22 protein-coding genes and 1 other RNA gene are annotated in these 24733 nt (G+C 56.6%); 18 read left to right on the forward strand and 5 right to left on the reverse strand.

The genetic code is table 11. From position 1 onward, the window contains the following. Positions 1-169: 169 nt before the first annotated feature. Together CHR62_RS02615 and CHR62_RS02620 are read right to left on the reverse strand one after the other, a co-directional pair. Positions 170-451 carry a Maf family protein gene (locus CHR62_RS02615; protein ID WP_123659951.1) on the reverse strand — a complete coding sequence of 94 codons (282 nt, stop codon included), beginning with the start codon at positions 449-451 and terminating at the stop codon, positions 170-172. A 31-nt stretch (positions 452-482) separates the two neighbouring features. Next, positions 483-1148, reverse strand: coding sequence for a trimeric intracellular cation channel family protein (locus CHR62_RS02620; protein ID WP_233574840.1), 666 nt, complete (start codon positions 1146-1148; stop codon positions 483-485). Between the two features lie 95 nt (positions 1149-1243). On the opposite strand from CHR62_RS02620, the gene CHR62_RS02625 reads away from it, so the two are divergent. Beyond that, on the forward strand, positions 1244-1609 hold the full coding sequence (locus tag CHR62_RS02625) for a hypothetical protein (RefSeq protein ID WP_093970569.1): 366 nt from the start codon (positions 1244-1246) through the stop codon (positions 1607-1609). A gap of 107 nt (positions 1610-1716) precedes the next feature. On the opposite strand, the gene CHR62_RS02630 is transcribed toward CHR62_RS02625, so the two are convergent. Next, positions 1717-1989, reverse strand: coding sequence for an SWIB/MDM2 domain-containing protein (locus CHR62_RS02630; protein WP_093970570.1), 273 nt, complete (start codon positions 1987-1989; stop codon positions 1717-1719). A 172-nt stretch (positions 1990-2161) separates the two neighbouring features. On the opposite strand from CHR62_RS02630, the gene pyrC reads away from it, so the two are divergent. Further along, the gene (gene pyrC, locus CHR62_RS02635) at positions 2162-3226 is read left to right on the forward strand and encodes a dihydroorotase (protein WP_093970571.1); all 1065 of its coding nucleotides are present in this window, start codon (positions 2162-2164) and stop codon (positions 3224-3226) included. 35 nt (positions 3227-3261) lie between these two features. Here the strand turns inward: pyrC and CHR62_RS02640 are convergent, their stop codons facing one another. Next, positions 3262-5097, reverse strand: coding sequence for an ATP-binding cassette domain-containing protein (locus CHR62_RS02640; protein WP_123659952.1), 1836 nt, complete (start codon positions 5095-5097; stop codon positions 3262-3264). 103 nt (positions 5098-5200) lie between these two features. Here CHR62_RS02640 and rnpB point away from each other — a divergent pair. The 16 genes from rnpB (at position 5201) to lpxC (ending at position 24152) form a co-directional block, all read left to right on the forward strand. Beyond that, positions 5201-5608, forward strand: an RNA gene (rnpB, locus tag CHR62_RS02645) — RNase P RNA component class A. 370 nt (positions 5609-5978) lie between these two features. Further along, positions 5979-6407, forward strand: coding sequence for a division/cell wall cluster transcriptional repressor MraZ (gene mraZ / locus CHR62_RS02650; protein WP_093970573.1), 429 nt, complete (start codon positions 5979-5981; stop codon positions 6405-6407). Between the two features lie 8 nt (positions 6408-6415). Further along, positions 6416-7489 carry a 16S rRNA (cytosine(1402)-N(4))-methyltransferase RsmH gene (rsmH, locus tag CHR62_RS02655; RefSeq protein WP_123659953.1) on the forward strand — a complete coding sequence of 358 codons (1074 nt, stop codon included), beginning with the start codon at positions 6416-6418 and terminating at the stop codon, positions 7487-7489. Continuing rightward, positions 7486-7791, forward strand: coding sequence for a cell division protein FtsL (gene ftsL / locus CHR62_RS02660; protein WP_093970575.1), 306 nt, complete (start codon positions 7486-7488; stop codon positions 7789-7791). Before rsmH ends, ftsL begins: the two co-directional genes overlap by 4 nt. Further along, positions 7788-9527 carry a penicillin-binding protein 2 gene (locus CHR62_RS02665; protein ID WP_093970576.1) on the forward strand — a complete coding sequence of 580 codons (1740 nt, stop codon included), beginning with the start codon at positions 7788-7790 and terminating at the stop codon, positions 9525-9527. The genes ftsL and CHR62_RS02665 overlap by 4 nt, the downstream gene beginning before the upstream one ends. Continuing rightward, complete coding sequence (gene murF, locus CHR62_RS02670) at positions 9524-12316, forward strand: bifunctional UDP-N-acetylmuramoyl-L-alanyl-D-glutamate--2,6-diaminopimelate ligase MurE/UDP-N-acetylmuramoyl-tripeptide--D-alanyl-D-alanine ligase MurF (RefSeq protein WP_123659954.1); 2793 nt, start codon at positions 9524-9526, stop codon at positions 12314-12316. Before CHR62_RS02665 ends, murF begins: the two co-directional genes overlap by 4 nt. Further along, the gene (mraY, locus tag CHR62_RS02675) at positions 12306-13481 is read left to right on the forward strand and encodes a phospho-N-acetylmuramoyl-pentapeptide-transferase (RefSeq protein ID WP_093970578.1); all 1176 of its coding nucleotides are present in this window, start codon (positions 12306-12308) and stop codon (positions 13479-13481) included. Before murF ends, mraY begins: the two co-directional genes overlap by 11 nt. Before the next feature lie 4 nt (positions 13482-13485). Then, positions 13486-15012: a UDP-N-acetylmuramoyl-L-alanine--D-glutamate ligase gene (gene murD / locus CHR62_RS02680; protein ID WP_123659955.1), complete on the forward strand. Its 1527-nt coding sequence runs from the start codon at positions 13486-13488 to the stop codon at positions 15010-15012. Beyond that, positions 15009-16202 carry a putative lipid II flippase FtsW gene (ftsW, locus tag CHR62_RS02685; RefSeq protein WP_093970580.1) on the forward strand — a complete coding sequence of 398 codons (1194 nt, stop codon included), beginning with the start codon at positions 15009-15011 and terminating at the stop codon, positions 16200-16202. The genes murD and ftsW overlap by 4 nt, the downstream gene beginning before the upstream one ends. Next, positions 16199-17272: an undecaprenyldiphospho-muramoylpentapeptide beta-N-acetylglucosaminyltransferase gene (gene murG / locus CHR62_RS02690; protein ID WP_093970581.1), complete on the forward strand. Its 1074-nt coding sequence runs from the start codon at positions 16199-16201 to the stop codon at positions 17270-17272. Before ftsW ends, murG begins: the two co-directional genes overlap by 4 nt. Then, positions 17269-18675 (forward strand): UDP-N-acetylmuramate--L-alanine ligase, encoded by a 1407-nt coding sequence (gene murC, locus CHR62_RS02695; RefSeq protein ID WP_123659956.1) that lies wholly within the window; start codon positions 17269-17271, stop codon positions 18673-18675. The genes murG and murC overlap by 4 nt, the downstream gene beginning before the upstream one ends. Further along, positions 18672-19619 carry a D-alanine--D-alanine ligase gene (locus CHR62_RS02700; protein ID WP_123659957.1) on the forward strand — a complete coding sequence of 316 codons (948 nt, stop codon included), beginning with the start codon at positions 18672-18674 and terminating at the stop codon, positions 19617-19619. Before murC ends, CHR62_RS02700 begins: the two co-directional genes overlap by 4 nt. Positions 19620-19629: 10 nt before the next feature. After that, positions 19630-20418, forward strand: a complete 789-nt coding sequence (locus CHR62_RS02705) for a cell division protein FtsQ/DivIB (RefSeq protein ID WP_093970584.1) — start codon at positions 19630-19632, stop codon at positions 20416-20418. A gap of 6 nt (positions 20419-20424) precedes the next feature. Beyond that, positions 20425-21651 carry a cell division protein FtsA gene (gene ftsA / locus CHR62_RS02710; RefSeq protein ID WP_123659958.1) on the forward strand — a complete coding sequence of 409 codons (1227 nt, stop codon included), beginning with the start codon at positions 20425-20427 and terminating at the stop codon, positions 21649-21651. 161 nt (positions 21652-21812) lie between these two features. Continuing rightward, complete coding sequence (gene ftsZ / locus CHR62_RS02715) at positions 21813-22985, forward strand: cell division protein FtsZ (RefSeq protein ID WP_093970586.1); 1173 nt, start codon at positions 21813-21815, stop codon at positions 22983-22985. 243 nt (positions 22986-23228) lie between these two features. Further along, positions 23229-24152: a UDP-3-O-acyl-N-acetylglucosamine deacetylase gene (gene lpxC, locus CHR62_RS02720; RefSeq protein WP_093970587.1), complete on the forward strand. Its 924-nt coding sequence runs from the start codon at positions 23229-23231 to the stop codon at positions 24150-24152. An 80-nt stretch (positions 24153-24232) separates the two neighbouring features. Here the strand turns inward: lpxC and CHR62_RS02725 are convergent, their stop codons facing one another. Then, positions 24233-24715 carry a DciA family protein gene (locus CHR62_RS02725; protein ID WP_123659959.1) on the reverse strand — a complete coding sequence of 161 codons (483 nt, stop codon included), beginning with the start codon at positions 24713-24715 and terminating at the stop codon, positions 24233-24235. Positions 24716-24733: the final 18 nt, after the last annotated feature.

Here is a 24733-nt window from a genome sequence, read left to right on the forward strand (position 1 = left end):
GTCTGTGAAAGTAGGTCATCGTCAGGCTTTTATTCTAAAACGCCCCGCAAATAACTTTGCGGGGCGTTTTTCTTTGTGCGCTACATTCGCGAAACGCGATTCCCCAGTAATATGCCACTATGTCGTTGAATCGAGCCGGAAATCGCTCTGTGATGCGTACCGTAGACCGTCACTCCTGGACTGCGACAGGCTGCGTAAGCAAGCCGTGTGCCTTGAGCAGCTGCGCGGTCTCGAATACCGGCAGCCCCATCACGCCGCTATAACTGCCCGCGATACGCTGGATAAACATCGACGCCTTGCCTTGGATGCCGTAGCCGCCTGCCTTGCCCCAAGGCTCCGCGCTCGTGCAGTACACTTGGACTTCGGGTGCGCTCAGCGGTGAGAGGGTGCGTTCAGCGGTGAGAAAGTGACTGTAGTGGTTGGCCCGGACAGTAGGTAGAGCAGTAGGCAAAGATCAATGGGTAAAGATCAGTGGGTAAAGATCATTCCCAGCGTTGCTGGTACGAAAACACAGGCAAACGCCAATGGAAACGGATGGCCAACATGCGAAACGCCACACCGCAGCCAAAACAGACCAGCATCGTGATGTTCTCGCCAACGCCTACCCATTGCATGAGCAAGAATAGAACACATACAAACAACGACACACTGGCGTAGAGTTCGCGGCGAAACACTACCGGTACCTGGTTGCACAATACATCGCGCATGACGCCGCCGCTAATGCCTGTCAGCATGCCCGAAATAATGACAACCACAATGGGGTAGTCGAGCGTCAGCGCAATGGTGCAACCAATAACCGAAAATGCAACCAGCCCTAAAGCGTCCAGCATCAGAAACAATTGCTTGAGCCGAAGCATGTATCTTGCAACTAGCGTCGTCAGCAGTCCTGCTGACAGCACGATATAGACATACTCGGGGTGTTGGGTCCAACCTATGGGGTAGTTGCCCAACGTAACGTCGCGGATAGTCCCGCCGCCTAAGGCGGTCACAAAAGCAATTACCGCTACACCAAAAATGTCCATACGTCTGCGCCCTGCGGCCAGCGCACCCGACATTGCTTCGGCAGTAATCGCGATCAAATAAATGATCAACATCATATTGATGTCGAGATTGCTAAAAGGGTGCAGCGCGCTGGATAGACTGTCCATGAGGGTTCTGGGTAAGTTGACGAGTATCAGGCCCGTAATAGAAGGGCAGGTTAAAATATACTGAAATTAATTGCTACTGATGATTTGGAGGGTCTATGACCGAAGCACTACCGCCGGAAGAAAACAAAGGCTTGTCACTCAAGTGGCTGACGCACATTATTTATGGCTTGTTCGCCTTGGGTGTGCTTAGTGCCGGTTTTATCGGTGTAGCTACAATCGCGGCCATGGTGCTGGCTTATCTAAAGCGCAGTGATGCCGCAGGCACAATTTATGCCGTGCATTTCGACTGGGTCATTAAAACATTCTGGTGGGGTCTGCTCTGGGTCATTGTCAGTGCTTTGCTGACCTTTGTTTTTATCGGCTGGCTTACTGGCCTGGCTGCTGTGATTTGGGTGGTTTATAGGCTGATTAAAGGCTGGCTGGCCCTCCTTGAAGGCACTGCCCCCAGTCCCGAAATCTAACGCACTTTTTGGCCCCAAAAAAACTTCACCCCAAAGGTTGGCATAATGTCCAACGTTTGGGGTGAAGTTCGTGGTGCAGGCTTGTTAACGCAAACCTGTGCCGCTGTTTACTTCAAATGGGCGCTGACCAGCTTGGTCATTTCGAACATAGAGACCTGGTCTTTACCAAAAATAGGGCGCAGTTTGTCATCGGCATTGATGTTGCGACGGTTTTTGGGGTCTTGCAAATCGTTCTTTTTGATGTAGTCCCAAAGTTTTTTAGTAACTTCGGTACGCGGCAACGGTTCGGCGCCAACAACAGCAGCCAAAGTAGCGCTGGGGGTAAGGGGCTTCATGAATGCTGCGTTGGGTTTACGCGCGGTTTTTTCGGTGGTTGCCATATGTTATTTGCTCCTGTTAGTAAAGGTCAGGCACGAGCATAACGCTTCTTGAGCCCGACAGCAAAAGTGTTTGTACCTTATTTTTCTGAATTGCGCATCGGGAAATTCTTTTGGTTAGCCCCTGCAACGTTACCATACGCGGTGCTTTCGACTAAATATTAACGAGGTTTTCATGAGTTCCGACATTTCGACATTGACCATTACACGTCCCGACGATTGGCACTTGCATCTGCGTGATGGCGAGATGCTGCAGTCGGTGGTGGCCGATAGTGCCCGCCAATTTGCGCGGGCCATTGTCATGCCGAACCTTACTCCGCCTGTGACCACAGTGGCTGCTGCTCGGGCTTACCGCGAACGCATACTCCAGGCGCTAGCGGCAAACGGCTTGTCTGGCGACGCTTTCCAGCCGCTCATGACGTTATATCTCACGGACAATACCTCACCCGAAGAGATTCGTCTTGCAGCCGATAGTGATGTTGTGTTTGGTGTGAAGCTGTACCCGGCTGGTGCAACGACCAACTCTGATGCCGGTGTTACCGATTTGCTGGGCCATTGCGTTAAGGCGCTGGAAGCGATGCAGGACAAGGGGCTGCCGTTGCTAGTGCATGGCGAAGTCACTGATCCGTCTGTCGATATCTTTGATCGCGAAGCTGTCTTTATTGACCGCGTCATGATTCCGTTACGCAAGGCGTTTCCGCAACTTAAGGTGGTGTTTGAGCACCTGACGACGCAACAAGGCGTTGAGTACGTTCGCGATGCCGAGGGCCCGGTCGGCGCCACAATTACGGCGCACCACTTGCTCTACAACCGCAATGCGCTTTTCCGGGGCGGTATGCGCCCGCATTGGTATTGCTTGCCGGTTCTCAAACGCGAGCAGCACCGTTTGGCGCTTTTGCAAGCCGCGACAAGCCAAAGTAATCGTTTCTTTTTGGGTACCGACAGCGCACCTCATGCCCGAGGCCTGAAAGAAAACGCTTGTGGTTGTGCTGGCTGCTACACCGCTTTGCATGCCATGGAGCTTTACGCGATGGCTTTTGACTCGGTTGGCAAGCTCGACCGTCTTCAGGCTTTTGCCAGCGAAAACGGCCCAGCGTTCTACGGCTTGCCGCAAAACAAGGGCACGCTGACACTTAGGCGCGAAGGGTTTACGGTGCCCGAAGCCTTGCCGGCCGCGGGTACAAGCCTGGTACCTTTGGCGGCGGGTGAGCAACTGTCTTGGTCAGTCGCCTACGAATAAGGCGCGGCCACGCCGCGGCCTCATCGGGGTCGTGATTATTCAGAACCGGCCTGTTTGGCTTCGAGCGCTTCCCAACGCTCGAAGCTTTTACTAAGTTCGGCTTCGATGGTGGCCAGTTCTGTATTAATGTCGTGTACGCGGTCAGGATCTTTTGTATAAATCTCGCCGTCGGCTAATGCCTCTACCAGGGTGCTTTGGCGGCTTTCCAGAGCGGCAATGGTCTCGGGAAGCGCATCCAGCTCTTTTTGCTCCCACGATGTAATACGACTTGCTTTGGCGGGTTTGGCGCGCGATGCCGGCTTGTCTGCGGGCTTCGCTGCCGAAGCGTCGCGCTCTGCACCCGATTTAGACTCATCATGGGAAAAGACGGGTACCGCAGCTGGGCGTTGCTCGAGCCAGTCGTCGTAACCACCCGCATATTCGCGCCATAGGCCATCCCCTTCCCAGGCCAGTGTCTGGGTGACCACATTATTCAAGAAGGCTCGGTCGTGACTGACCAGCAAGACGGTGCCCGGGTAGTCTTGCAGCAACTCTTCAAGTAGTTCCAGGGTTTCGATGTCAAGGTCGTTGGTGGGTTCGTCGAGCACCAGAATATTTGTAGGTCGGGCAAACATTCGGGCCAGCACCAGCCTGGCTCGTTCGCCACCCGACAAACTGCTGACCGGCGAACGTGCGCGCGCCGGTGGAAACAGGAAGTCTTCGAGGTAGCTCATGATGTGCTTGCGTTGGTCGCCGATTTCGACCCATTCGCTGCCGGGGCTGATCGTGTCGGCCAAGGTTGCGTTTTCGTCTAGCTGCGAGCGCATCTGGTCGAAGTAGCCAATAGTGAGGTTTGTGCCTAGCTTCACGATGCCTTCGTTGGGGTCGAGCTTGCCCAGAATGATCTTGAGCAGTGTTGTCTTTCCGGCGCCGTTGGGACCAATCAGGCCAATGCGGTCTTTGCGCAGGATGACAGTCGTCAGATCGTTGATGAGGCGTTTGTCGCCGTACCCGTGTGACACGTGCTGGAGTTCGGCAACCAGTTTGCCCGAACGCTGGCCTTCGACAACGGCCAAATTGACATTGCCGGACCGTTCTCGGCGTGCGGTGCGTTCGCGTCGCAGTTGTTCCAGTCGGCGGACCCGACCTTCGTTACGTGTCCGGCGGGCTTCGACGCCTTTCCGGATCCAGACCTCTTCTTGTGCCAGGAACTTATCGAATTTTGCGTTTTGTTCTTTTTCGGCTTCTAGCCATTCGGCCTTGCGTTGTTGCCACTGCGTGAAGTTACCCGGAAAACTGAAGAGTTTGCCGCGATCGAGTTCGACGATGCGCGTGGCGACGGCGTCAAGGAAGCGGCGGTCGTGCGTGATGATGACCACGCTGCATCGGGCGTTCTGCAGTAACTTTTCGAGCCAGGCGATCCCGATGAAATCAAGGTGGTTGGTAGGCTCATCAAGCAAAAGCAAATCGGGTTCGTCGGCGATTGCTTTGGCCAGGGCAACGCGCTTGCGTGTGCCGCCCGAAAGTCCGGCGATGAGCGCGTCGGCGTTCAGGCCAAGCTCGGTGATCAGGGCTTGTGCGCGCGCTGGCCGTGCCCAGTCTTCGGTTTCTAGGTAGTCGGCGCACAGGACATCGAGTACGGTCGAGTCGGCTGGAAGGTCGGGCTCTTGCTCGACGGTGGCTATTTTTAGGCCGCCTACACGCATGATGTCGCCGTCATCAGGTGCATTGCGTCCGTCAATTAGTTTTAGCAGCGATGACTTGCCAGCACCGTTGCGGCCGATCAGTCCGACGCGTTCGCCGGTTGATAGCGTGAGGTCGGCATGATCGAGCAAGGGATGATGGCCATAGGCCAGTTGAATCTGGGTAAGGGTAACTAAAGGTGTGGCCATATATTTACTGCGCAAAAGAGCTCAAAAAGAAACAACAGCTATTGTCGCAGTTTGTGGCGATTTGTTCAGTGACCATGGGTTAAAGGGGCTACAATGCCGTGGCGGGGCAGGCTGGGCAATCGCGGTATCGTGTATATCGAGGAAGGTCCGGACTCCACAGGGCAGGGTAGCGGCTAACAGCCGTCCGGCAAGCGGGCGTGAAAATGCCTTCAAGCCGAGGAACAGGGCCACAGAGACGAGTCTGTTGCATGGGCGTGCATTGCACGCACCGATACGGCAACTTCCGTATGGCGCGGTCGGGTAACCGTTCGCAATGCAGCAGGGTGAAACGCGGTAACCTCTATCCGGAGCAACACCAAATAGGCATACGACGAGCTTTCGGGCTCACAGGGCGGCCCGCCCGAGTATGCGGGTAGGTGGCCAGAGCGCGTCAGCAATGGCGCGCCCAGATGAATGATTGCCCGCCGGGTTTCCCGGCGTACAGAATCCGGCCTACAGGCCTGTCCCGTCTCTTTGCATTTTTCTGCATCTAGTCCCGCAGCCAAAGACACGCGCGCGTGTCTGCGCGTCGGGTTACGGTGTAATTTCCCGCGTTCATATCGTCGGCCCCCGCTGGGTCGGTCTGCTGGCGCGTCCATATCCGCCATGTTTTGCTAAATAGCCGTCTTGCGTTCTTATCTGCACGAAATTTCCGAATAAACCACTTCCAGTTGCAGCTGCAATCTATTGATTTAACGGACTATTTTTTTCAAAGGAATTCTTCTTTTTGGCTCTAAGTGCTTGTTGTCATTGAAAAAAATGCAATTTAGCGCTTGACCGCCCCTGTTTGATGTCGTAGAGTGGGAAAAAGTAGGATAATGTGCAAAAAAGTGGGGTAAAACGTGTTCCAGGGTTGTAGCGCACTTACGCTCGATGCTAAAGGGAGGGTCTCTATACCCACCCGGCATCGTGACGCGCTCGTTTCCCAGGAAGGCGGCAGCCTTACGCTGACGCGTCACCCCGACGGCTGTTTGCTGGTCTATCCTCGTAGTGTTTGGGAAGCTCGTCGCGAGCAAATCGCGCGGTTTCCGATTTCGGCGCGCGCCTTGCAGCGTTTGCTGTTGGGTAATGCGCTTGATGTCGACATGGATGGCTCGGGGCGCATTTTGGTGTCGCCCGAATTGCGCCAGGCCGCGGGCTTGACGCGCGAGGTCATGCTGCTCGGTATGGGCAGTCATTTCGAGTTGTGGGATGCCGAAGCCTGGGCACGGAATGAGGCCGAGGCGTTGTCTAAGGGCATGACCGATGCCCTCGATGACTTCTCTTTCTAAGGGCCGCTATGACATTTGTCCACCTGCCCGTGTTGCTCGAACCCACGGTCGATGCGCTCGTTAGCGAGCCCTTCGGTCGCAAGGGGCGCTCGTCGGTTCAGGTGGGTACGCGCCCGGCGTGCGCCAATGGCATTTTTGTTGACGGCACATTCGGGCGTGGCGGGCACAGCCGGCTGTTGTTGTCTCGTCTTGGCCCCGACGCCCGACTTATTGTTTTTGATAAAGATCCCCTTGCTATCGAGACGGCGCTGACGCTGCAGCGCGAAGATGCGCGCGTAACCGTCGTTCACCAGGGGTTTGCGTCTATGGCGCAGGCGTTTGCCGAACTGAATATCGACCACGTTGATGGGGTCATGCTCGATCTCGGGATTTCTTCCCCGCAAATCGACGACGCCGGGCGTGGTTTTTCTTTTATGCGCGAAGGTCCTCTGGACATGCGCATGGATACGAGCAGGGGCTTGACTGCTGCTCAATGGCTGGCGCAAGTCAGTGTTGAAGAACTTAAGGAGGTCATAGCAAAATATGGCGAAGAACGGTTTGCTTTCCAGATTGCAAAGGCGGTTGTTGCTCGCCGCGAATCCAGGCCGCTGCGCACAACGCTCGACCTCGCCGAGCTCGTCGCCAGTGTCGTCCGCACGCGCGAAAAGGGTCAACATCCGGCCACTCGCACCTTTCAGGCTATACGGATTCACATCAACCAAGAGCTTGAAGAACTCGCGTGCGCCCTCGAGGCAGTTTTAACCTTACTGGCACCAGGTGGTCGCCTCGCGGTGATCAGTTTCCATTCGCTCGAAGATCGAATGGTCAAGCAGTTCATCACTGCCGCTTCTCGTCCTCCCGAAGCGACGGCCCGATTGCCTATTCCTGAAAAAGATATGCCGCAGCCCGTGTTGGTGTCGCTCGGGCGTGTGTTGCCATCCGACGAAGAAGTGGCAGCCAACGCGCGTTCGCGTTCAGCGGTATTGCGTGTGGCCCAACGCACAGAAACGCCCGTTTTGCCGGGTGAAGCTGCCGGGTACGTCAAGGCGTTGCGCCTTTCTACTAATGACAGTGGCTCGTCTCATAAACGGAGGCGGGCATGAATCGTTTGTCATTGTTGTTTGCCGTCGTCTTGATGTTGTCAGCCATTTCCTTGGTGACGGCGCGCTATCAATCGCGGCAGTTGTTTATTGCCTCCGAGCGGTCCACCGCGCGAACACAAGAGCTGGATATCGAGTGGCGGCGTCTGCAACTCGAGCGTGCCGAGCTGGCGCGCAATGCCCGTGTTGACGAACTTGCCCGGCACGATCTGCAAATGGTGGTGCCCCGTCCCGTAGGCACCATTTATATTAAAGAGAACCGGGTAGTGGCGAACCCCTTCATGAAAAGCGGGGCCAAGCCATGAAACGCTTCCGCTTTTACGATAGCCCTGTCCTGAACATTCAGATGCCTCTGTGGCGATCGCGTTTGGTGCTGGTGTTGATGCTGCTGGGTTTTGTGGCCCTGATCGCCAAGGCTTTGTATTTGCAGGGCTTGTCTAATGACTTTTTGCAGAAGCAGGGCGAGCGACGCTACGAAAAGACGCTCGTGTTGCCTGCCATGCGCGGCAAGGTGTTTGATCGAACAGGTAAGGTCGTACTGGCCTCCAGTGTGCCGGTCAAGGCCATCTGGACAGTACCTGAAGACGCCCAAAACGTGCGTCCCGAGCAGCTGGCGCAAATGGCGACATTGCTCGATATGCCGGTGGTCGACATCAAGGCTCGCCTTGCCAACGTCGACAAGAATTTTGTGTATATCAAGCGTCAGGTGGCCCCCGACGTTGCCGAGAAAATTCGTCAGCTGAAAGTCCCCGGTATCTATTTACAGGACGAAGTGCGCCGCTTTTACCCCGAGGGCGATATGACCGCCCACGTACTGGGCTTTACAAACATCGAAGACCGCGGCATTGAAGGTATCGAGCTGACGTTCAACGATGCGCTTTCCGGGCAGCCAGGTAGCCGTCGTGTAATCAAAGACCGTTTGGGGCGTGTCGTCGAAGATGTGCAGGCAGCCGTGCCGCCCATGCATGGCAAAGACCTGTTCTTGTCGCTCGATGTTGGTCTTCAGTTCGATTTGTACTCTGCGTTGAAAAGTGCAATGCAAGAGCACAAGGCAACGGGTGCGGCGGGCGTGGTCATTGATGTGCGTACGGGTGAAATTCTGGCGCTGGCCAACTTGCCGGCGTATAACCCGAACGATCGCGGCAGCCGCTCAGGGAACGAGTTGCGTAACCGAGCCATTGTCGATACGTTCGAGCCGGGCTCGATCATGAAGCCGTTCACCGTGGGGCTGGCGCTCGACCTGGGGCGTATTCGCACTACCACCCAATTTGATACCGGCGATGGTAAATATCGCTATCACGGTGCAACTATTTCTGACGTGTCCCGTAATGGGGTGATTGATGTGGCCGGGGTGTTGCGCCGCTCAAGCAATATCGGAATGACGATGATTTCCGAGAAGCTAAGCTCGCAAGAAATGTGGACCAAGTTCACGCAATTGGGCTTTGGGCGCGCGCCGGACGCAAATTTTCCGGGTGTTGCCGCAGGTCGGTTACGTCCCTGGGAGCGCTGGCGCCCGATCGAACGGGCCACCATGTCCTACGGATATGGTCTGTCGGTGTCGTTACTTCAAATTGCGCATGCTTACAGCGCATTTGCTCGTAATGGCGATATGGTTTCAATGACCCTTTTGCGTCGTCAGGGCAAGCAGCCCACCAGTGTTCAGGTATTTACCCCTGAAACGGCTAAGTCGGTTCGAGCCATGCTCGAGGCAGCAGCCGGCCCCGATGGGGCGAAACTGGCGCAGGTGCAAGGCTACCGTGTGGCGGGCAAAAGCGGTACGGCGCGCAAAATTGTGAACGGCAAGTACAGCACCAAGCAGTACCGCAGCTCGTTTGTCGGTTTTGCGCCGGTTTCAAATCCGCGCATTGTGGTGGCGATTTCTATCGATGAGCCGCAGTCGGGTGTTTATTACGGTGGGCGTGTTGCCGCACCGGTGTTTGCTAATGTAGTGGCCAGCAACTTGCGTCGTATGGGGGTGCAGCCCGATGCACCAATCGATTCCTTGGTAGCGGTAGGCCCGAAAGAAGGAGCCGCCCGATGATCGCCCAGGATCTCGTCAAACAACTCAAGTCTATTGCCGGCGACCAGGCACATCTTTGCCTCGATTCGCGTCAGGTAGGCGCAGGCGATATTTTCTTTGCCTGCCCGGGTCGTGCTTCCGACGGGCGCCAATTCGTGAGTCAGGCCGTCCAGGCAGGTGCGGCCGCCATTGTCGTTGCCGATGTGTCCAGCGACGCCTATGCCGGCTACAAGGTCCCAGTCATTACAGTGCCTGACGTGCAAGATATGCTGGGGCAGATCGGCCACGAATGGTACGGGCAAGCGTCTGCTGCGCTGACGGTTGTCGCAGTGACCGGTACCAATGGAAAGACCTCAACGGTTCAGTGGTTGGCCCAAGCCTTAAATGCCGAGGGTGTAGCTTGCGGCACGATTGGCACATTGGGCGTGGTGTTGCCCGATGGCACCAATTTGGGGGCCACGCTGACGACGCCTGATGTCTTGTCCGTCCATCGCTGCCTCGCGGCGTTGCGCGATGCTGGCGCTCGCGTTGTGGCAATTGAGGCCTCGTCGATTGGGCTCGAGCAAGGCCGATTGCAGTCGGTTTGCATCGAAATTGCGGCCTTTACGAATTTGTCTCATGACCACCTCGATTACCACGGTACCGTCCAAGCCTACGCCGCGGCCAAGCAGCAGCTTTTCGCCTGGCCCGGTTTGCGCACTGCCGTTATTAACGCCGACGATGCTGTAGGCAGGCAGTTTGCCCAGTCGTGCCGGGCGCCGCAAATTGAGACCTACTCAATTGAAGGGGATGTCGCTGCAAGCCTGCGTGCCACTGATATACAGACGGGTTCGCACGGGGTGATTTTCAATCTGGCGCTGGCGCATGGCGTTGCCCAGATCATGACGCGTTTGGTGGGTCGACATAATATTTCGAACTTGCTGTTGGTGGCTGGCGTTTTGCAGGCGCTCGGCTGGCAGCTGTCAAAAATTGCCCGGGTGTTGGGGCAGCTTAAATCCGTTGAAGGTCGTTTGCAGTTGGTCGAGCCACATAACTGTGGGGCGCCCGAGATGGCTTTGCCCATGGTGGTTGTCGACTACGCACATACGCCCGACGCTTTAACACGCGCGCTGGATGCGCTTCGCGATGTCGCGAAAACGCGTTCAGGCAAACTTGTCGTGGTGTTCGGTTGCGGTGGCGACCGTGACCGTGCCAAGCGTCCTATGATGGGCGACATTGCCGAGCGACTGGCCGATCACGTCATCCTGACCAGCGACAATCCGCGCACCGAGTTGCCCGGGCAAATTCTCGAGGCGATTGCATCGGGTATGCGGGATCGGCCTGTCATTATTGCCGATCGGGCCGATGCCATTTTGTCGGCAGTCTGGCAGGCGAACGCAGCCGATGTTGTCTTGTTGGCAGGTAAGGGCCATGAAACTTATCAAGAAATTGATGGTGTCAGGTTGCCGTTCGATGACCGGGAGTGGGCGCAGGCGGCCTTGGCATTGCTGCAGGGAGTCTCAGTTTCGACTGACTCGCGCGCTATCGAACCCGGGCAGCTTTTCGTAGCGCTTAAAGGCGAGACCTTTGACGCACATGATTATCTGGACCAGGTTGCGCGGGCGGGTGCCTGCGCGGCAATTGTCGCTGTTCGCCGGGCTGACCTTGCCATACCGCAGATTGTGCTGGGCGACACTCATGCGGCGCTTACGCGCCTGGGCCGTGGCTGGCGTCGTCGCTTTAACTTGCCTGCAATTGCGGTTACCGGCAGTAATGGCAAAACCACGACCAAAGAAATGGTCGCCTCGATTCTACGGGCCTGGGTGGGTAATGACGATGCGCTGGCAACGTCGGGTAACTACAACAATGACATTGGCGTACCTTTAACGCTCTTGCGTTTGCGTGCCAATCATAAGGCTGCCGTTTTCGAGTTGGGGATGAACCATCCGGGCGAGATTGCGCATCTGGCCGAATTAGCCCAGGCGGACGTGGCGCTGGTCAACAATGCACAACGAGAACACCAAGAGTTCATGCATACGGTCGAAGCTGTTGCGCGTGAAAACGGTGCGGTGATTCAGGCGTTGCCGGCTGATGGCGTAGCCGTTTTTCCGGGCGATGACGCGTACAGCGCCTTATGGTCGGAGTTTGCCGGTCAGCGCCGCAGCTTGCAGTTTGGCTTGGCCGATACCTTTGAGGTCTACGCTGACCATATTCATGCCGAGCCGGCTGGAACGCGGTTTACCTTGCACACGCCGGGCGGTACGGCGACGGTCCAGCTGTCGGCGCCGGGTCGCCATAATTTGAGTAATGCTTTGGCAGCTGCAGCATGTGCTGTTGCGGCCGGTGCAGGGCTTGATGCGATAGTAGAGGGCTTGCAAGCGTTCAATCCGGTCAAAGGACGTATGCAACCCCATCTGCTACTCGATGGTCATCAGCTTATCGACGACAGTTACAACGCGAACCCCGACTCGGTGCGTGCCGCCATTGATGTGCTTGCCAGTTTGAAGGGGGGCAAGGTGCTCGTCTTGGGTGGAATGGCCGAGGTCGGCGAGAACGGACCCGCAATGCATGCTGAAGTTGGCGCATATGCACGGTCGCAAGGTATTGAGCATTTGCTGACACTGGGTGGTGCCGCACGTGACTGTGCTATTGCGTTCGGGTCGGGTGCAGAAACGTTCGACAACGTCGACGACTTGGTCTCACGTTTGGTGGCGCTGACGCCAGCGCATGTGCTGGTCAAGGGGTCGCGCAGCAGCCGCATGGAGCGGGTTGTTCAGGCATTTCAAAAACAAAAAGTATCTGTAAACGAGGGATCTGATCATGCTGCTTGAGCTTGCACGCTGGTTGTCCGAGTCGCCGCACTTCCGTGCCCTTGGTGTTTTCGAATACATCACTCTGCGTGCCTTGTTGGCTTGCGCCACGGCCTTGTTGATCGGCCTTGTCGCCGGGCCGGCAGTAATTCGCAAACTTACCGCACTGAAAATCGGGCAGGCCGTCCGTAGTTATGGGCCCGAAACCCATCTGGTTAAGACAGGCACCCCCACCATGGGCGGCGCCTTGATTCTGATTTCAATCGCTGTCAGTACCTTGTTATGGGCCGACTGGACGAACCGTTTTGTATGGGTCGTGCTGTTGGTGACTTTCGGCTTTGGCTGGATAGGTTGGGCGGACGACTATAAAAAGGTCGTGCATCGCGACCCCGAGGGCATGTCGTCGCGCCAGAAGTTTTTTTGGCAGGCGCTGATTGGCATCGTTGCTGCCGTCTATCTTGCCTTTGCGGTGTCGGCGCCGGCCAATGCAGAGCTTTGGCCGCTGTTTCGCGATTGGGTGGCGAGCGGGTTTACCATGTCTTTGCCCACGCGCGCTGACTTGATCGTGCCGTTTTTCAAGAGCGTAAGTTATCCGCTGGGCGTATTCGGCTTTGTGGCGCTGACCTGGTTCGTGATCGTGGGGTCGAGTAACGCGGTCAATCTGACTGACGGCCTAGACGGCCTGGCCATCATGCCCACCGTCATGGTTGGAAGCGCGCTGGGTATTTTCGCGTATGTCGTGGGTCGCGTCGACTATTCCAAGTATTTGCTTTTCCCTTATATTCCGGGCGCTTCAGAGCTCATGGTATTGTGCGCGGCCATTGCCGGTGCCGGTCTGGCGTTTTTGTGGTTCAACACCTATCCGGCCCAAGTTTTTATGGGTGATGTCGGTGCGTTGGCGCTTGGCGGTGCGTTAGGCACAATCGCCGTTATCGTGCGTCAAGAAATCGTACTGTTCATTATGGGTGGCGTCTTCGTCGTCGAAACGTTGTCGGTCATGATTCAGGTCACGTATTTCAAGTACACCAAACGAAAGTACGGACAAGGGCGACGAGTATTTCGAATGGCGCCGTTGCACCATCACTTTGAGGTCGGCGGCTGGAAAGAAACCCAGGTGGTCGTTCGGTTCTGGATCATCAGCATGATGCTGGTGCTGATCGGTTTAGCTACTTTGAAGTTACGTTGAGCTCATGAGCGAATTCGATTTTCCCTCCATCCCTGTCGAACAGCCAACGCTTGTGCTTGGCCTGGGCGAAACAGGTATGGCCGCAGCACGCTGGTGCGCCCGTCATGGTGCGCCGTTGCGTGTGCTCGATACGCGCGAGAGTCCTAAAGGCCTCGATGCATTCAAGACAGCCCTGTCAGGGTACGCTGTTGAGTATCAACTGGGCGTCAATGCGCTGGTCCCTGCGGCGCTAGAGGGTGTTGCACAAATTGTTGTCAGCCCCGGCCTTTCGCCGCTCGCCGAGCCGGTGTGCGGGTTTCTTAAGGCCGCACGCGAGGCCGGTATCGAGGTGCTGGGCGAGATCGAGTTGTTTGCGCGCGCGTTGGCAGACATGCGCGGGCAAGGTTATGCACCCAAGGTATTGGCGGTCACTGGCACCAATGGGAAAACGACAGTTACGGCCATGACACGCCATTTGTTGGCGGGTTGCGGTATCAGTACGCGTGCGGCCGGCAATATCAGTCCGGCCGCATTGACCGCCCTGATGGACGCCATGGACAACGATGCGTTGCCTCAGGCCTGGGTTCTGGAGTTGTCGAGCTTTCAGTTGGAAACCACCCATTCATTGGCGCTTGATGCTGCGGTAGTGCTCAACGTGACACAAGATCATCTGGATTGGCACGGATCAATGCAAGCCTATGCCGATGCCAAGGCACGCTTGTTGAGCATGGCGAGTGTGGCCGTGATCAACCGTGACGACCCTGCTGTGTCCCAGATGGTAGGTGCATTGGAAGATGTGGCAGTGCGGTCTTTTGGCCGCGCCACGCCGACGTTGACCGGTGATTTCGGATTGTCGTCTGATCATGGTGTCAACTGGTTGTGTGTGGCTGAAGCGGCTGACTTCGATGCGCCATCGGCGCCGCGACGTCGCAAACAAACAGAGCCGCAACGACGCGAGGTTGGCCGTCTCAGTCGCCTGATGCCTGTTGATGCATTAAAGATTCGTGGCATGCACAATGCCCTGAATGCCCTAGCTGCGCTGGCGCTGGCGCGCGAAGCAGGGTTAGGTTGGGCGCCGTTGTTGCACGCATTGCGCGATTATGCCGGCGAGCCTAATCGCACCGAATTTGTTCGTACTGTGGCTGGCGTAGATTTCATTAACGACAGCAAGGGCACAAATGTCGGCGCAACGGTTGCCGCCCTCGAAGGCCTGGGGCAAAACGTAGTGTTGATTGCCGGCGGTCTTGGCAAAGGCCAAGATTTTTCTGTGTTGGCGCCGGTTGTGCGCGCCTACGCGGCCGGGGTTGTGCTTATTGGCCAAGACGCCGCGCGTATCGAGCAGGCATTGGCAGACACTGGCGTGCCCGTGGTACATGCGGCAACCATGGACGATGCAGTCAGGCAGGCCATGCTGTTGGCCAAAGCAGGGCAGGCCGTGCTGTTGTCACCGGCATGCGCCAGTATGGATATGTTCAACGATTACGCGCATCGGGCGCGTGTGTATATTGACGCGGTCAACGAGCTGGCTATGGATCACGGAGAGGTGGTATGAGCTTGTTCGCCGACCTGACATCCGGTATCAACTCGGTCAAGCCGGGGCGCACCAGTATGCCCAGCTTCGACTTTAGTGTTTTGGCTGTCACGCTGGCGCTGGTGTTGTTCGGCTTGTTAATGGTGTATTCGGCTTCGATTGCGCTGGCCGACGGGCCACGTTATGCCAACTACGGTCGCTATTACTTTGTCGTGCGTCATGGCTTGTTCCTGGCCGTCGGGCTTGTGGCTGCCGTCATGGCCTTTAGTATTCCACTCCGGGTTTGGGAAAAAATCGCTATTCCGCTTTTCCTGGTGTGTTTGTTTTTGTTGTTGGTCGTCCTGATTCCCGGCATTGGGCGGGAAGTGAACGGGGCGCGTCGCTGGCTACCGCTTGGGCCGATTAATTTTCAGCCGTCCGAACTGATGAAGGTGGCTATTTGTTTGTTTGCGGCGTCTTATACCGTGCGTAAGCAGGCACATATGCAAAGCTTCTTGCGGGGGTTCATGCCTATGGCGGCGGCATTGGCCATGGTCGGCATGGTGCTGCTCCTCGAACCAGACCTTGGTGCGTTCATCGTCATTGTGGCCATTGCCGTGGGTGTGTTGTTTATTGGCGGGCTGAACGGCAGACTGTTTTCGGCCTTGCTAGGCATTCTATTGACCAGCTTCCTGATGCTGATATGGCTTGCGCCGTGGCGTCGCGAGCGTTTGTTCGCTTATCTCGACCCCTGGAATCCTGACAATATGTATGGCAGTGCTTATCAACTTTCGCACTCCCTGATCGCGTTGGGGCGGGGCGAGTGGTTTGGCGTGGGTTTGGGCGCCAGTGTTGAAAAGCTCCATTATCTGCCCGAAGCGCATACTGACTTTATCGTGGCTGTTATTGGCGAAGAGCTTGGCTTTGTGGGTGTCTTGTGCCTGATTCTCGGCTTTGCCTATGTGATCTGGCGGGCCTTCGATATTGGCCGTCAGGCCATCGCCATTGAGCGTGTCTTTAATGGTCTGGTCGCGCAGGGCGTGGCAATGTGGTTTGGTATTCAGTCGTTTATCAATATTGGCGTTTGCGTGGGTTTGTTGCCCACGAAGGGGCTTACCTTGCCGCTCGTCAGTTACGGGGGCTCGGGTATTGTGATGAATATGGTGGCGGTTGCGATATTGCTGCGCGTCGACTACGAAAACCGGAACCTGATGAGAGGTAAACGGACATGACGGCGCGTACGTTAATGATCATGGCGGGTGGTACAGGCGGGCACATCATGCCCGGTTTGGCGGTTGCCCACGAAATGCAGTTGCGCGGCTGGCGCGTCGTTTGGCTGGGTCACCCTGAGCGCATGGAGGGTCGTTTGGTGCCTGCGCATGGGCTGGCGCTCGAGCCGTTGCGTTTTGCTGGTGTACGAGGCAAAGGGCTCAAGGCACTGGTGACATTGCCATTCAGTTTGCTTCGGGCTAGCTTGCAAGCCCGGTCTGCGCTCCTGCAGGTCAAGCCCGATGTGGTGCTTGGTATGGGCGGCTATGTCGCGTTCCCCGGCGGTTTGGCCGCTTGGTTAAAGCGCATCCCTATGGTCATACACGAACAAAATGCGGTGGCCGGCACGGCTAATCGTTGGTTAGCCAAAATGGCTGACAAAGTATTGGTCGGCTTTCCCGGTGCGCTGCCTGGCGCCCTAATGGTCGGTAACCCGGTTCGCGCTGAATTAATGCAAATAGATGCCGCTGATCAGCGTTATGGCCGCCGAGAAGGGCCGTTGCGGCTATTGGTGGTGGGTGGGAGCCTAGGGGCTAAAGCCTTGAACGAAACATTGCCAGAAGCGTTGGCTTTGTTGGCTCCAGATCAACGGCCTATTGTCGTGCACCAAACCGGCGAGCAGCATCTTGATGCCGTAAGACAAGCTTATGCGAGCGCGGGTGTTGACGCACAGTGTCACGCATTTATTACCGATATGAAAGCGGCGCTTGCCGATGCCGACTTGCTGGTGTGCCGGGCCGGCGCAATGACGGTGGCCGAGGTCGCTGCCGTTGGCGTGGCTGCGTTGTTTGTACCATTGCCGCATGCCATTGACGATCATCAAACGGCTAACGCCCGCTACCTTAGCGAGTGTCACGGGGGGTGGTTGCAGCCTCAGTCCGAGCTGACACCGCAATGGTTGTCCAGCTGGTTGCAGCAGCGTTCGCGCGCCGAGCTGGCCGGCATTGCGCGCCATGCTCATGAGCATGCCAGTCTGAACGCGACTCAGGCGATTGCGGACGCATGCGAGTTAGCCGCCGGGAGGGGCGCATGAAACATAGAGTTCAAAGTATCCATTTTGTCGGTATTGGTGGCTCCGGGATGAGCGGCATTGCCGAGGTTTTGCTGAACCTGGGTTACGCCATCAGCGGCTCCGACATTCAGGCGTCTGCCGTCACGCGACGTTTGGAACAGTTGGGGGCGAAAGTAACGATTGGTCATCATGCCGACAATATCAAGGGCGTGGGGGCTTTGGTGACCTCCACCGCCGTATCGGGCGATAACCCTGAAGTGCTTGCCGCCCGTGCCGCCCACATACCGGTTGTACCGCGCGCCCTGATGCTGGCCGAACTCATGCGGCTCAAACGCGGTATTGCAGTTGCCGGAACCCACGGTAAAACCACGACAACCAGTCTGGTGGCCAGTGTGCTTGCCGGGGGTGGGTTGGACCCAACCTTTGTGATCGGCGGGCGGTTGACGTCGGCCGGCGCGAATGCCCGCTTGGGTCAGGGTGAATTCATCGTTGTTGAAGCCGATGAATCGGATGCGTCGTTTCTGAACCTGCTGCCGGTGATGGGCATCATCACTAATATCGACGTCGACCACATGGATACCTACGGCCATGATGTCGCCCGGCTGAAAAGCGCGTTCATAGAATTCACGCAGCGCTTGCCGTTTTACGGCAGCGCCATTGTGTGTGGTGATGATGCTTACGTCCGCGAGATTATTCCCTTCATTTCGCGGCCCGTAACAACTTACGGTTTTGGTGAAGACGTTCTGGTCCGCGCTGTGAATGTGCGTCCTGAAGGCACGACGATGTGCTTTGACGTTGTTCGCAAATCTGTTGACGGCCAATTGCCCTTGTTGTCGGTGCGCCTGAATTTACCAGGTCGTCATAATGTGCTGAACGCCTTGGCAGCGATAGCCGTTGCCACTGAGTTGGGTGTCGAAGACGCAGAAATTGCCCGAGCGCTGGCCGAATTCAACGGCGTTGGTCGCCGGTTTACCCAAGTGGGTGATTTTGCGGTGCCTCAGGCGCACGGTGGTGGCAAATTTACCCTGGTTGATGATTATGGTCATCACCCGGTCGAAATGGCCGCGACATTGTCGGCTGCGCGCGGCGCCTGGCCCGACCGCCGAATCGTTCTGGCCTTCCAGCCACATCGTTACACCCGAACCCGCGATTGCTTCGAAGATTTCGTCAGGGTGCTCAGTCAGGCCGATGCGGTATTGCTTACCGAGGTCTATCCGGCGGGCGAAGCGCCGTTGGTTGCTGCCGATGGCCGCGCCTTGACCAGGGCCGTGCGGGTGGCCGGAAAGGTTGAGCCCTTGTTTATAGAGAACGTGGCAGATCTGCCGCAAGCCATTGTTGATTTTGCACGCGATGGCGATGTTGTGATTGTTATGGGTGCCGGTTCGATCAGTAAAGTTCCGGCACAGTTAGGAGATTTGGTATGACCAAGGCTTACGGACGCGTTGGCGTGTTGTATGGCGGTTCTTCGGCCGAGCGCGAAGTGTCATTGATGTCCGGTGAGGGTGTGTGCTCAGCCTTGCGTAGCGCCGGCGTTGATGCACACTTGTTCGATACCGGCACACGTAGTCTGCAAGAGCTTGTTGTCGCTGGTTTCGATCGGGTGTTTATTGCGTTGCATGGCCGCTATGGTGAAGACGGCACGGTGCAGGGCCTGCTGGAGCTGATGGGCGTGCCTTACACCGGAAGCGGTGTGCTGGCCTCCAGCCTGGCCATGGACAAGATCATGACCAAAAAAATCTGGATCAACGTCGGGCTGCCAACGCCCGGGTATGCGGTCGTCCAGCACGAAGACGAGCTCGAAGCGGCCGGACGCGAAGTCGGTTACCCCCTGATGGTCAAGCCGCCCCACGAAGGGTCTACGCTGGGTATCACTAAAGTGAGCGACGAAAGTGAGCTTTTGGCTGCATATCGGTTGGCCGCCCGTTTTGATGACGAGGTCTTGCTGGAAGCTTTTGTGCAGGGCCGCGAACTGACTGTGCCAGTGCTGGGTAAAGGGCGCGAGGTTCGCGCGCTGCCGGCGATCGAGATCATTGCGCCTGGCGGCAACTACGATTACGAACACAAATACGTCTCTAACGATACCCGTTACGAGTGTCCGGCGCCCGTAGAGAAAAAGACAACCGTTGAACTGATCCGGTTGGCAGAGCAAGCCTATACCGCGCTGGGTTGTGAAGGTTGGGGGCGTGCCGATTTTATGCTCGATGCGCAGGGGCAGCCCTGGTTGCTAGAAATGAATACATCGCCTGGCATGACTAGCCATTCTTTGGTACCCATGGGGGCCAAAGCGGCGGGCATGACATACGCCGAATTATGTCTGGCTATCCTTGATACGGCGTCGTGCAAAGTGCGCGCACCCGAAAACGCATAAGGACCTGAACGTGTTTAACGACGCCCGTCTGATCAACTTCATTGCGAATACGCTGGCGATGCTGGCGTTGTTGGCTATGGTTGTGGGCGTTGTCGTTTGGGTGGTTCAGCGGCCTTACTTTGCTATTGCGCAAGTTCAGATCAAGCCCATGGACGAGCAAGCGTTGGGCTATGTGTCGGCGGCGACGGTCCAGGCGACCATTGCCGGCAAGTTGATGGGCAACTTTTTCAGTGTAAATCTGGATGAGGCCCGGCGCCTGCTTGAAACTGTGCCGTGGGTGAGAAACGTCAGCATTCGTCGCGTCTGGCCCAATACTTTGCAGGTCGAGTTCGAAGAGCAGCAGCCTTTGGCACTATGGAATGAAGATCAGATGATCAATACCTGGGGTGAGGCATTTCGGGCCAACCAGGGTGAGCTGCCCGACGATGCTGCACTGCCTGAGTTTTCGGGCCCGAAAGACGCTGAGCGGCTGGTCGTGCAGCGTTACGCTGAACTGGTGCGCTGGTTTGCTCCCTTGGGTCTGACCGTACGCGAAATTCATCTCAGCCCGCGGTACGCGTGGTCTGTGAAGCTGTCTGATGGCCTTTTGCTTAACCTGGGGCGAGATCCGGCTGCCGACGTTGCGGATCCGCACGGGCGTTCAGGGGCGTTGCCGTTTGCCAAGCGCATAGAGCGTTTTGTGCAGGCTTGGCCCGTGTTAGCTCAGCAGCTCAAGCAAAAAGTGGCCAGTGCCGATTTGCGTTACCCAGATGGGTTTGCCGTTACTTTGGCGCCCGTTTCCTCTTCTTCTTCTGAATAAAACATTATGACGCGTGACATCAAAGATCTGATTGTTGCCCTGGATATCGGTACCAGCAAGGTGGTTGCGGTGGTGGCCGAAATTTTGCCGGAAGGTCGCTTCGAAGTGATCGGCCTGGGGCAGCATGAATCGCAGGGCATGCGCAAGGGTGTTGTGGTCAACATCGAGGCAACGGTTAACTCGATCCAGCGAGCACTTGAAGAGGCCGAACTCATGGCCGATTGCAAGATCCGTGAGGTATACACGGGCATTGCCGGCAGCCACATTACCAGCTTCAATTCCAGCGGGATGGTGGCCGTCAAAGACAAAGAGGTCACCCCCACCGATGTCGCACGCGTTATCGAAACTGCTAAGGCCGTCAATATTCCGACCGACCAACAAGTTTTGCATGTACTGACGCAAGAGTTCATTGTCGATAACCAGGACGACATCCGCGAGCCTATCGGCATGAGCGGCCTGCGGCTTGAAGTGCGAGTGCATATCGTGACCGGTGCTGTCAGTGCGGCACAAAATATTGTCAAGTGTGTGCGCCGCTGTGGGCTCGAGGTGCAAGACCTTATTTTGCAACCTTTGGCCTCCAGCATGGCGTGCCTGACCGCCGACGAAAAAGAGTTGGGCGTTGTTTTAGTGGACATTGGCGGGGGTACGACTGACATAGCCATTTACACCGGCGGCGCCATTCGCCATACTGCCGTGGTTCCGATCGCGGGTGATCAAATTACCAGCGATATCGCGGCCATGTTGCGCACGCCAACGCCCGATGCTGAAGAGATCAAGTTGCGTTACGGGATAGCCAAGCAAGTGCTGGCCAACCCCGAAGAGCACATCGAAGTGCCGGGTTTGGGCGACCGCCCGAACCGGCATGTGAAGCGTCAGGCGCTGGGTGCAGTCATCGAGCCGCGCGTTGAAGAGTTGTTTACGTTTGTACAGCAGGTGGTTCGCGAGTCGGGATACGAAGATTTGCTGGCGTCAGGGGTGGTGCTTACGGGTGGCACAGCCTTGTTGCCTGGGGTGGTAGAGCTGGCCGAAGACGTTTTCCTGAAGCCTGTGCGCGTTGCCGTGCCGGCCTACGAGGGCAGTTTGGCCGATGTGATGCGCAATCCAAGGTTTTCTACGGTTATGGGGCTGTTGACCGAAGCGCGTGTGCAGCGCGTTCGGGGCAAGAAAGTGGCGCAGCAAAAAGGCAGCGTCAAAACATTGCTGGCCCGCATGAAAGAGTGGTTCATGAATTAAGGCGCGTAAGTGCCTTGATGGGCAGGTCGGGTGGCCTGTTCAAAGAAGACGTTTCAAATCAGATGCGAACAACCAGTTGGCATTTCCTTTGAAGCGATTTCTGAAAATAGCGGTATTGGGGAATTTTGAAAACTAATTTTTGAACATGTGAGGGAGTCAACATGATGAATTTCGAAATGCTCGACAACAATAACAGCGGCACCGTTATCAAGGTCGTCGGTGTTGGGGGGGCCGGCGGTAACGCTGTGGCCCATATGATCCGGTCCGGTATCAGCGGTGTCGATTTCATTTGCTGCAATACCGATGCGCAGGCCTTGGCTGCTACTGAAGCGCCTGTGCAGATCCGTCTTGGCCGCACCGGCTTAGGCGCTGGCGCCAAGCCCGAACAGGGGCGTGCCGCGGCTGAAACAGCCCGCGAAGAGATCCGTGCCGCCCTGAACGGTGCGCACATGGTCTTTATCACTGCCGGTATGGGTGGCGGTACAGGTACGGGGGCAGGTCCGGTTGTAGCCGAAGTGGCTAAAGAGCTCGGTATTTTGACGGTCGGTGTGGTAACCAAGCCGTTTTCGTTCGAGGGCCACAAGCGTCTGCGCATGGCCGAAGAGGGCATTTCCGAGTTGTCACGTCATGTGCACTCCCTGATCGTCGTACTGAACGAAAACCTCTACGACCTGATGGATGATGACGCCACCCAGGAAGATTGCTTCAAGGCTGCCGACGACGTATTGCACAATGCATGCGCCGGTATTGCCGAGATCATCAACGTCGAAGGCAACGTCAACGTCGACTTCGAAGACGTTAAGACCATTATGGGTGAGCAGGGTCAGGCCATGATGGGCACTGCGATTGCAGCCGGTGCAGATCGTGCGCGTGTGGCTGCCGAGCAAGCCATTGCTTGCCCGCTGCTCGAAGGTGTTGACCTGCATGGTGCCCGTGGCATGCTGGTTAACATTACCGCTAGCCGTACGCTCAAAATGCGTGAAACGCGCGAAATCATGGATACCATCCGTGGCTTTGCCGCAGAAGATGCCACCGTTATTTACGGAACGGCTTACGACGAATCTATGGGCGAGAACCTGCGTGTGACCGTTGTGGCCACAGGCTTGGGCCGTGCAAATGCACGTCCTCAGTTGGTGCAAACCCAGCACGAAGCGCGTCGTACTGGTACCGACGACGCGCCGTTCGCAAGCGGTCACGATTTTTCGGGTGCAGCCGAAGTGCCGGCGGTTATTCGCAACCCGCGTAGTCAGGCTTCGGCTCAGGTGCGCGCCCTCGAAACGGCGGGTATGGATCACTTTGATATCCCCGCGTTTTTGCGCAAGCAGGCCGATTAAACTCCTCGGCACGCTGTAGCGTAAAAACGACTCTCACATGTAGGGGTGTGGTTTAGCCCTGGCGCAGCCCGCCCGCCGGCCTGTTGTTCCCCAGAACAGGCCGGCGGGCGGGCGCGTGTGCTTGAAATTTTCAGATTGTTTCAGGGGCAGTACAAAAAGCTTAACGTTGCCCGATAAGCGGTTACAATAAAAACCTCGTCGTGAATACATCACGGCGCTAAAAATAGCACCATAAATATCATCATGTTACGTCAGCGCACCCTGCAAAAACCCATCAGTACGACCGGGGTTGGTCTTCATTCCGGCCGTCGGGTCGAGCTCACATTGCGTCCAGCCGAACCCAACACAGGTATCGTGTTCCACCGAACCGATCTGCCTCAGGTCGTCGACTTGCCCGCCCAGGCTAGTCTGGTAGGGGGCACGCGCATGGCGTCTGTTTTGCAGAAAGATAATGTCAGGGTCTCTACGGTTGAGCATCTGATGTCGGCGCTCGCCGGTCTGGGCATCGATAATTTGCACATCGACCTCAACGCCGAAGAAGTCCCCATCATGGACGGCAGTGCTGGTACCTTTGTTTATTTGCTGCGTTCGGCCGGCCTCGAAGAGCAGCAGGCCGCCAAAAAATTCATTCGCGTACTCAAGCCCATCGAGGTTCGAGAGGGCGAGGGCAACGACCTCAAATGGGCTCGCCTCGAGCCCCACGATGGCTTTGCCTTGTCGTTTTCCATCGACTTCCGTCACCCTGCTATCGATGCTACCGCCAACTTTGCTGAAATCGATTTCGCAAAAGAGTCTTACGTCAAGGCGATTGCGCGCGCGCGCACCTTCGGCTTCGTTAACGAGCTCGAGGCCTTGCTTGCCGCAGGTCTGGCACGGGGTGGCAGTCTTGATAACGCCATCGTCATGGACGAATATCGGGTGCTTAATTCCGATGGCCTGCGCTACGAAGACGAGTTCGTCAAACATAAAATTCTCGATGCCATCGGCGACCTGTACCTTATCGGCAAGCCATTAGTGGCCCGCTATGTGGCGTGCAAATCGGGTCACGGGCTTAATAATCAGTTGGCCCGTGCATTGTTGGCCGACGAATCTGCCTGGGAAATCGTCACCTACGAGTCTGCTGCCGCTGCGCCCAAGGCTCTGGTCCACGAATGGAAACTTGCATAAATTCAATCGGTTAAACTAACCGGTATGGCAATAAAAAACGCTGCCCTTTGCAGCGTTTTTTATTTTGCAGTGGCATCGGGTTACGGCTTGTGGCGCGCAATAAGCCGCGCCAAGGCGTCCGACAGCGGCCCCTCGGGCGTGTTTTTGCGCAAGTGTTCAAAGGCCTCCAGGGCTTGGGCATCCAGTGGGATCACATCTTTTTCCCGTGCTGTTTTTATCTCGCCCTGTAACAGGTTTGCTTGAACCTTGACGCTGATTTCGTTAACGTTCCAGCCAGTTTGTATCAGCAACTGAACGATTCTTGGGGCGAGCTGTCGAAGCTTCGAGGCATGAGAGGCGCTCGGTACCGCGAGTGTCACTTTATCGCCTTCTATGCGAGCAACGCGGCAGCTGCTGGCCAGGGCCGGTGGCAGTGCTTTCTGTGTTGCGCGCTCAATTTGCAGCAGTTGTTGCGCTGTTGCCAGTACGTTGACCCCCCGCTGGTCATTGTTCAGCCAATCGTAGGCTGTATGACCCGTCTTGCGCCCAAAAAAGGCACTTGCGCGGCGTGGTGTGTCTGACATATGCAGGATAAGTAAGGA

Source organism: Pusillimonas sp. NJUB218, from assembly GCF_003788685.1.
Classification (GTDB): Bacteria; Pseudomonadota; Gammaproteobacteria; order Burkholderiales; family Burkholderiaceae_B; genus Neopusillimonas.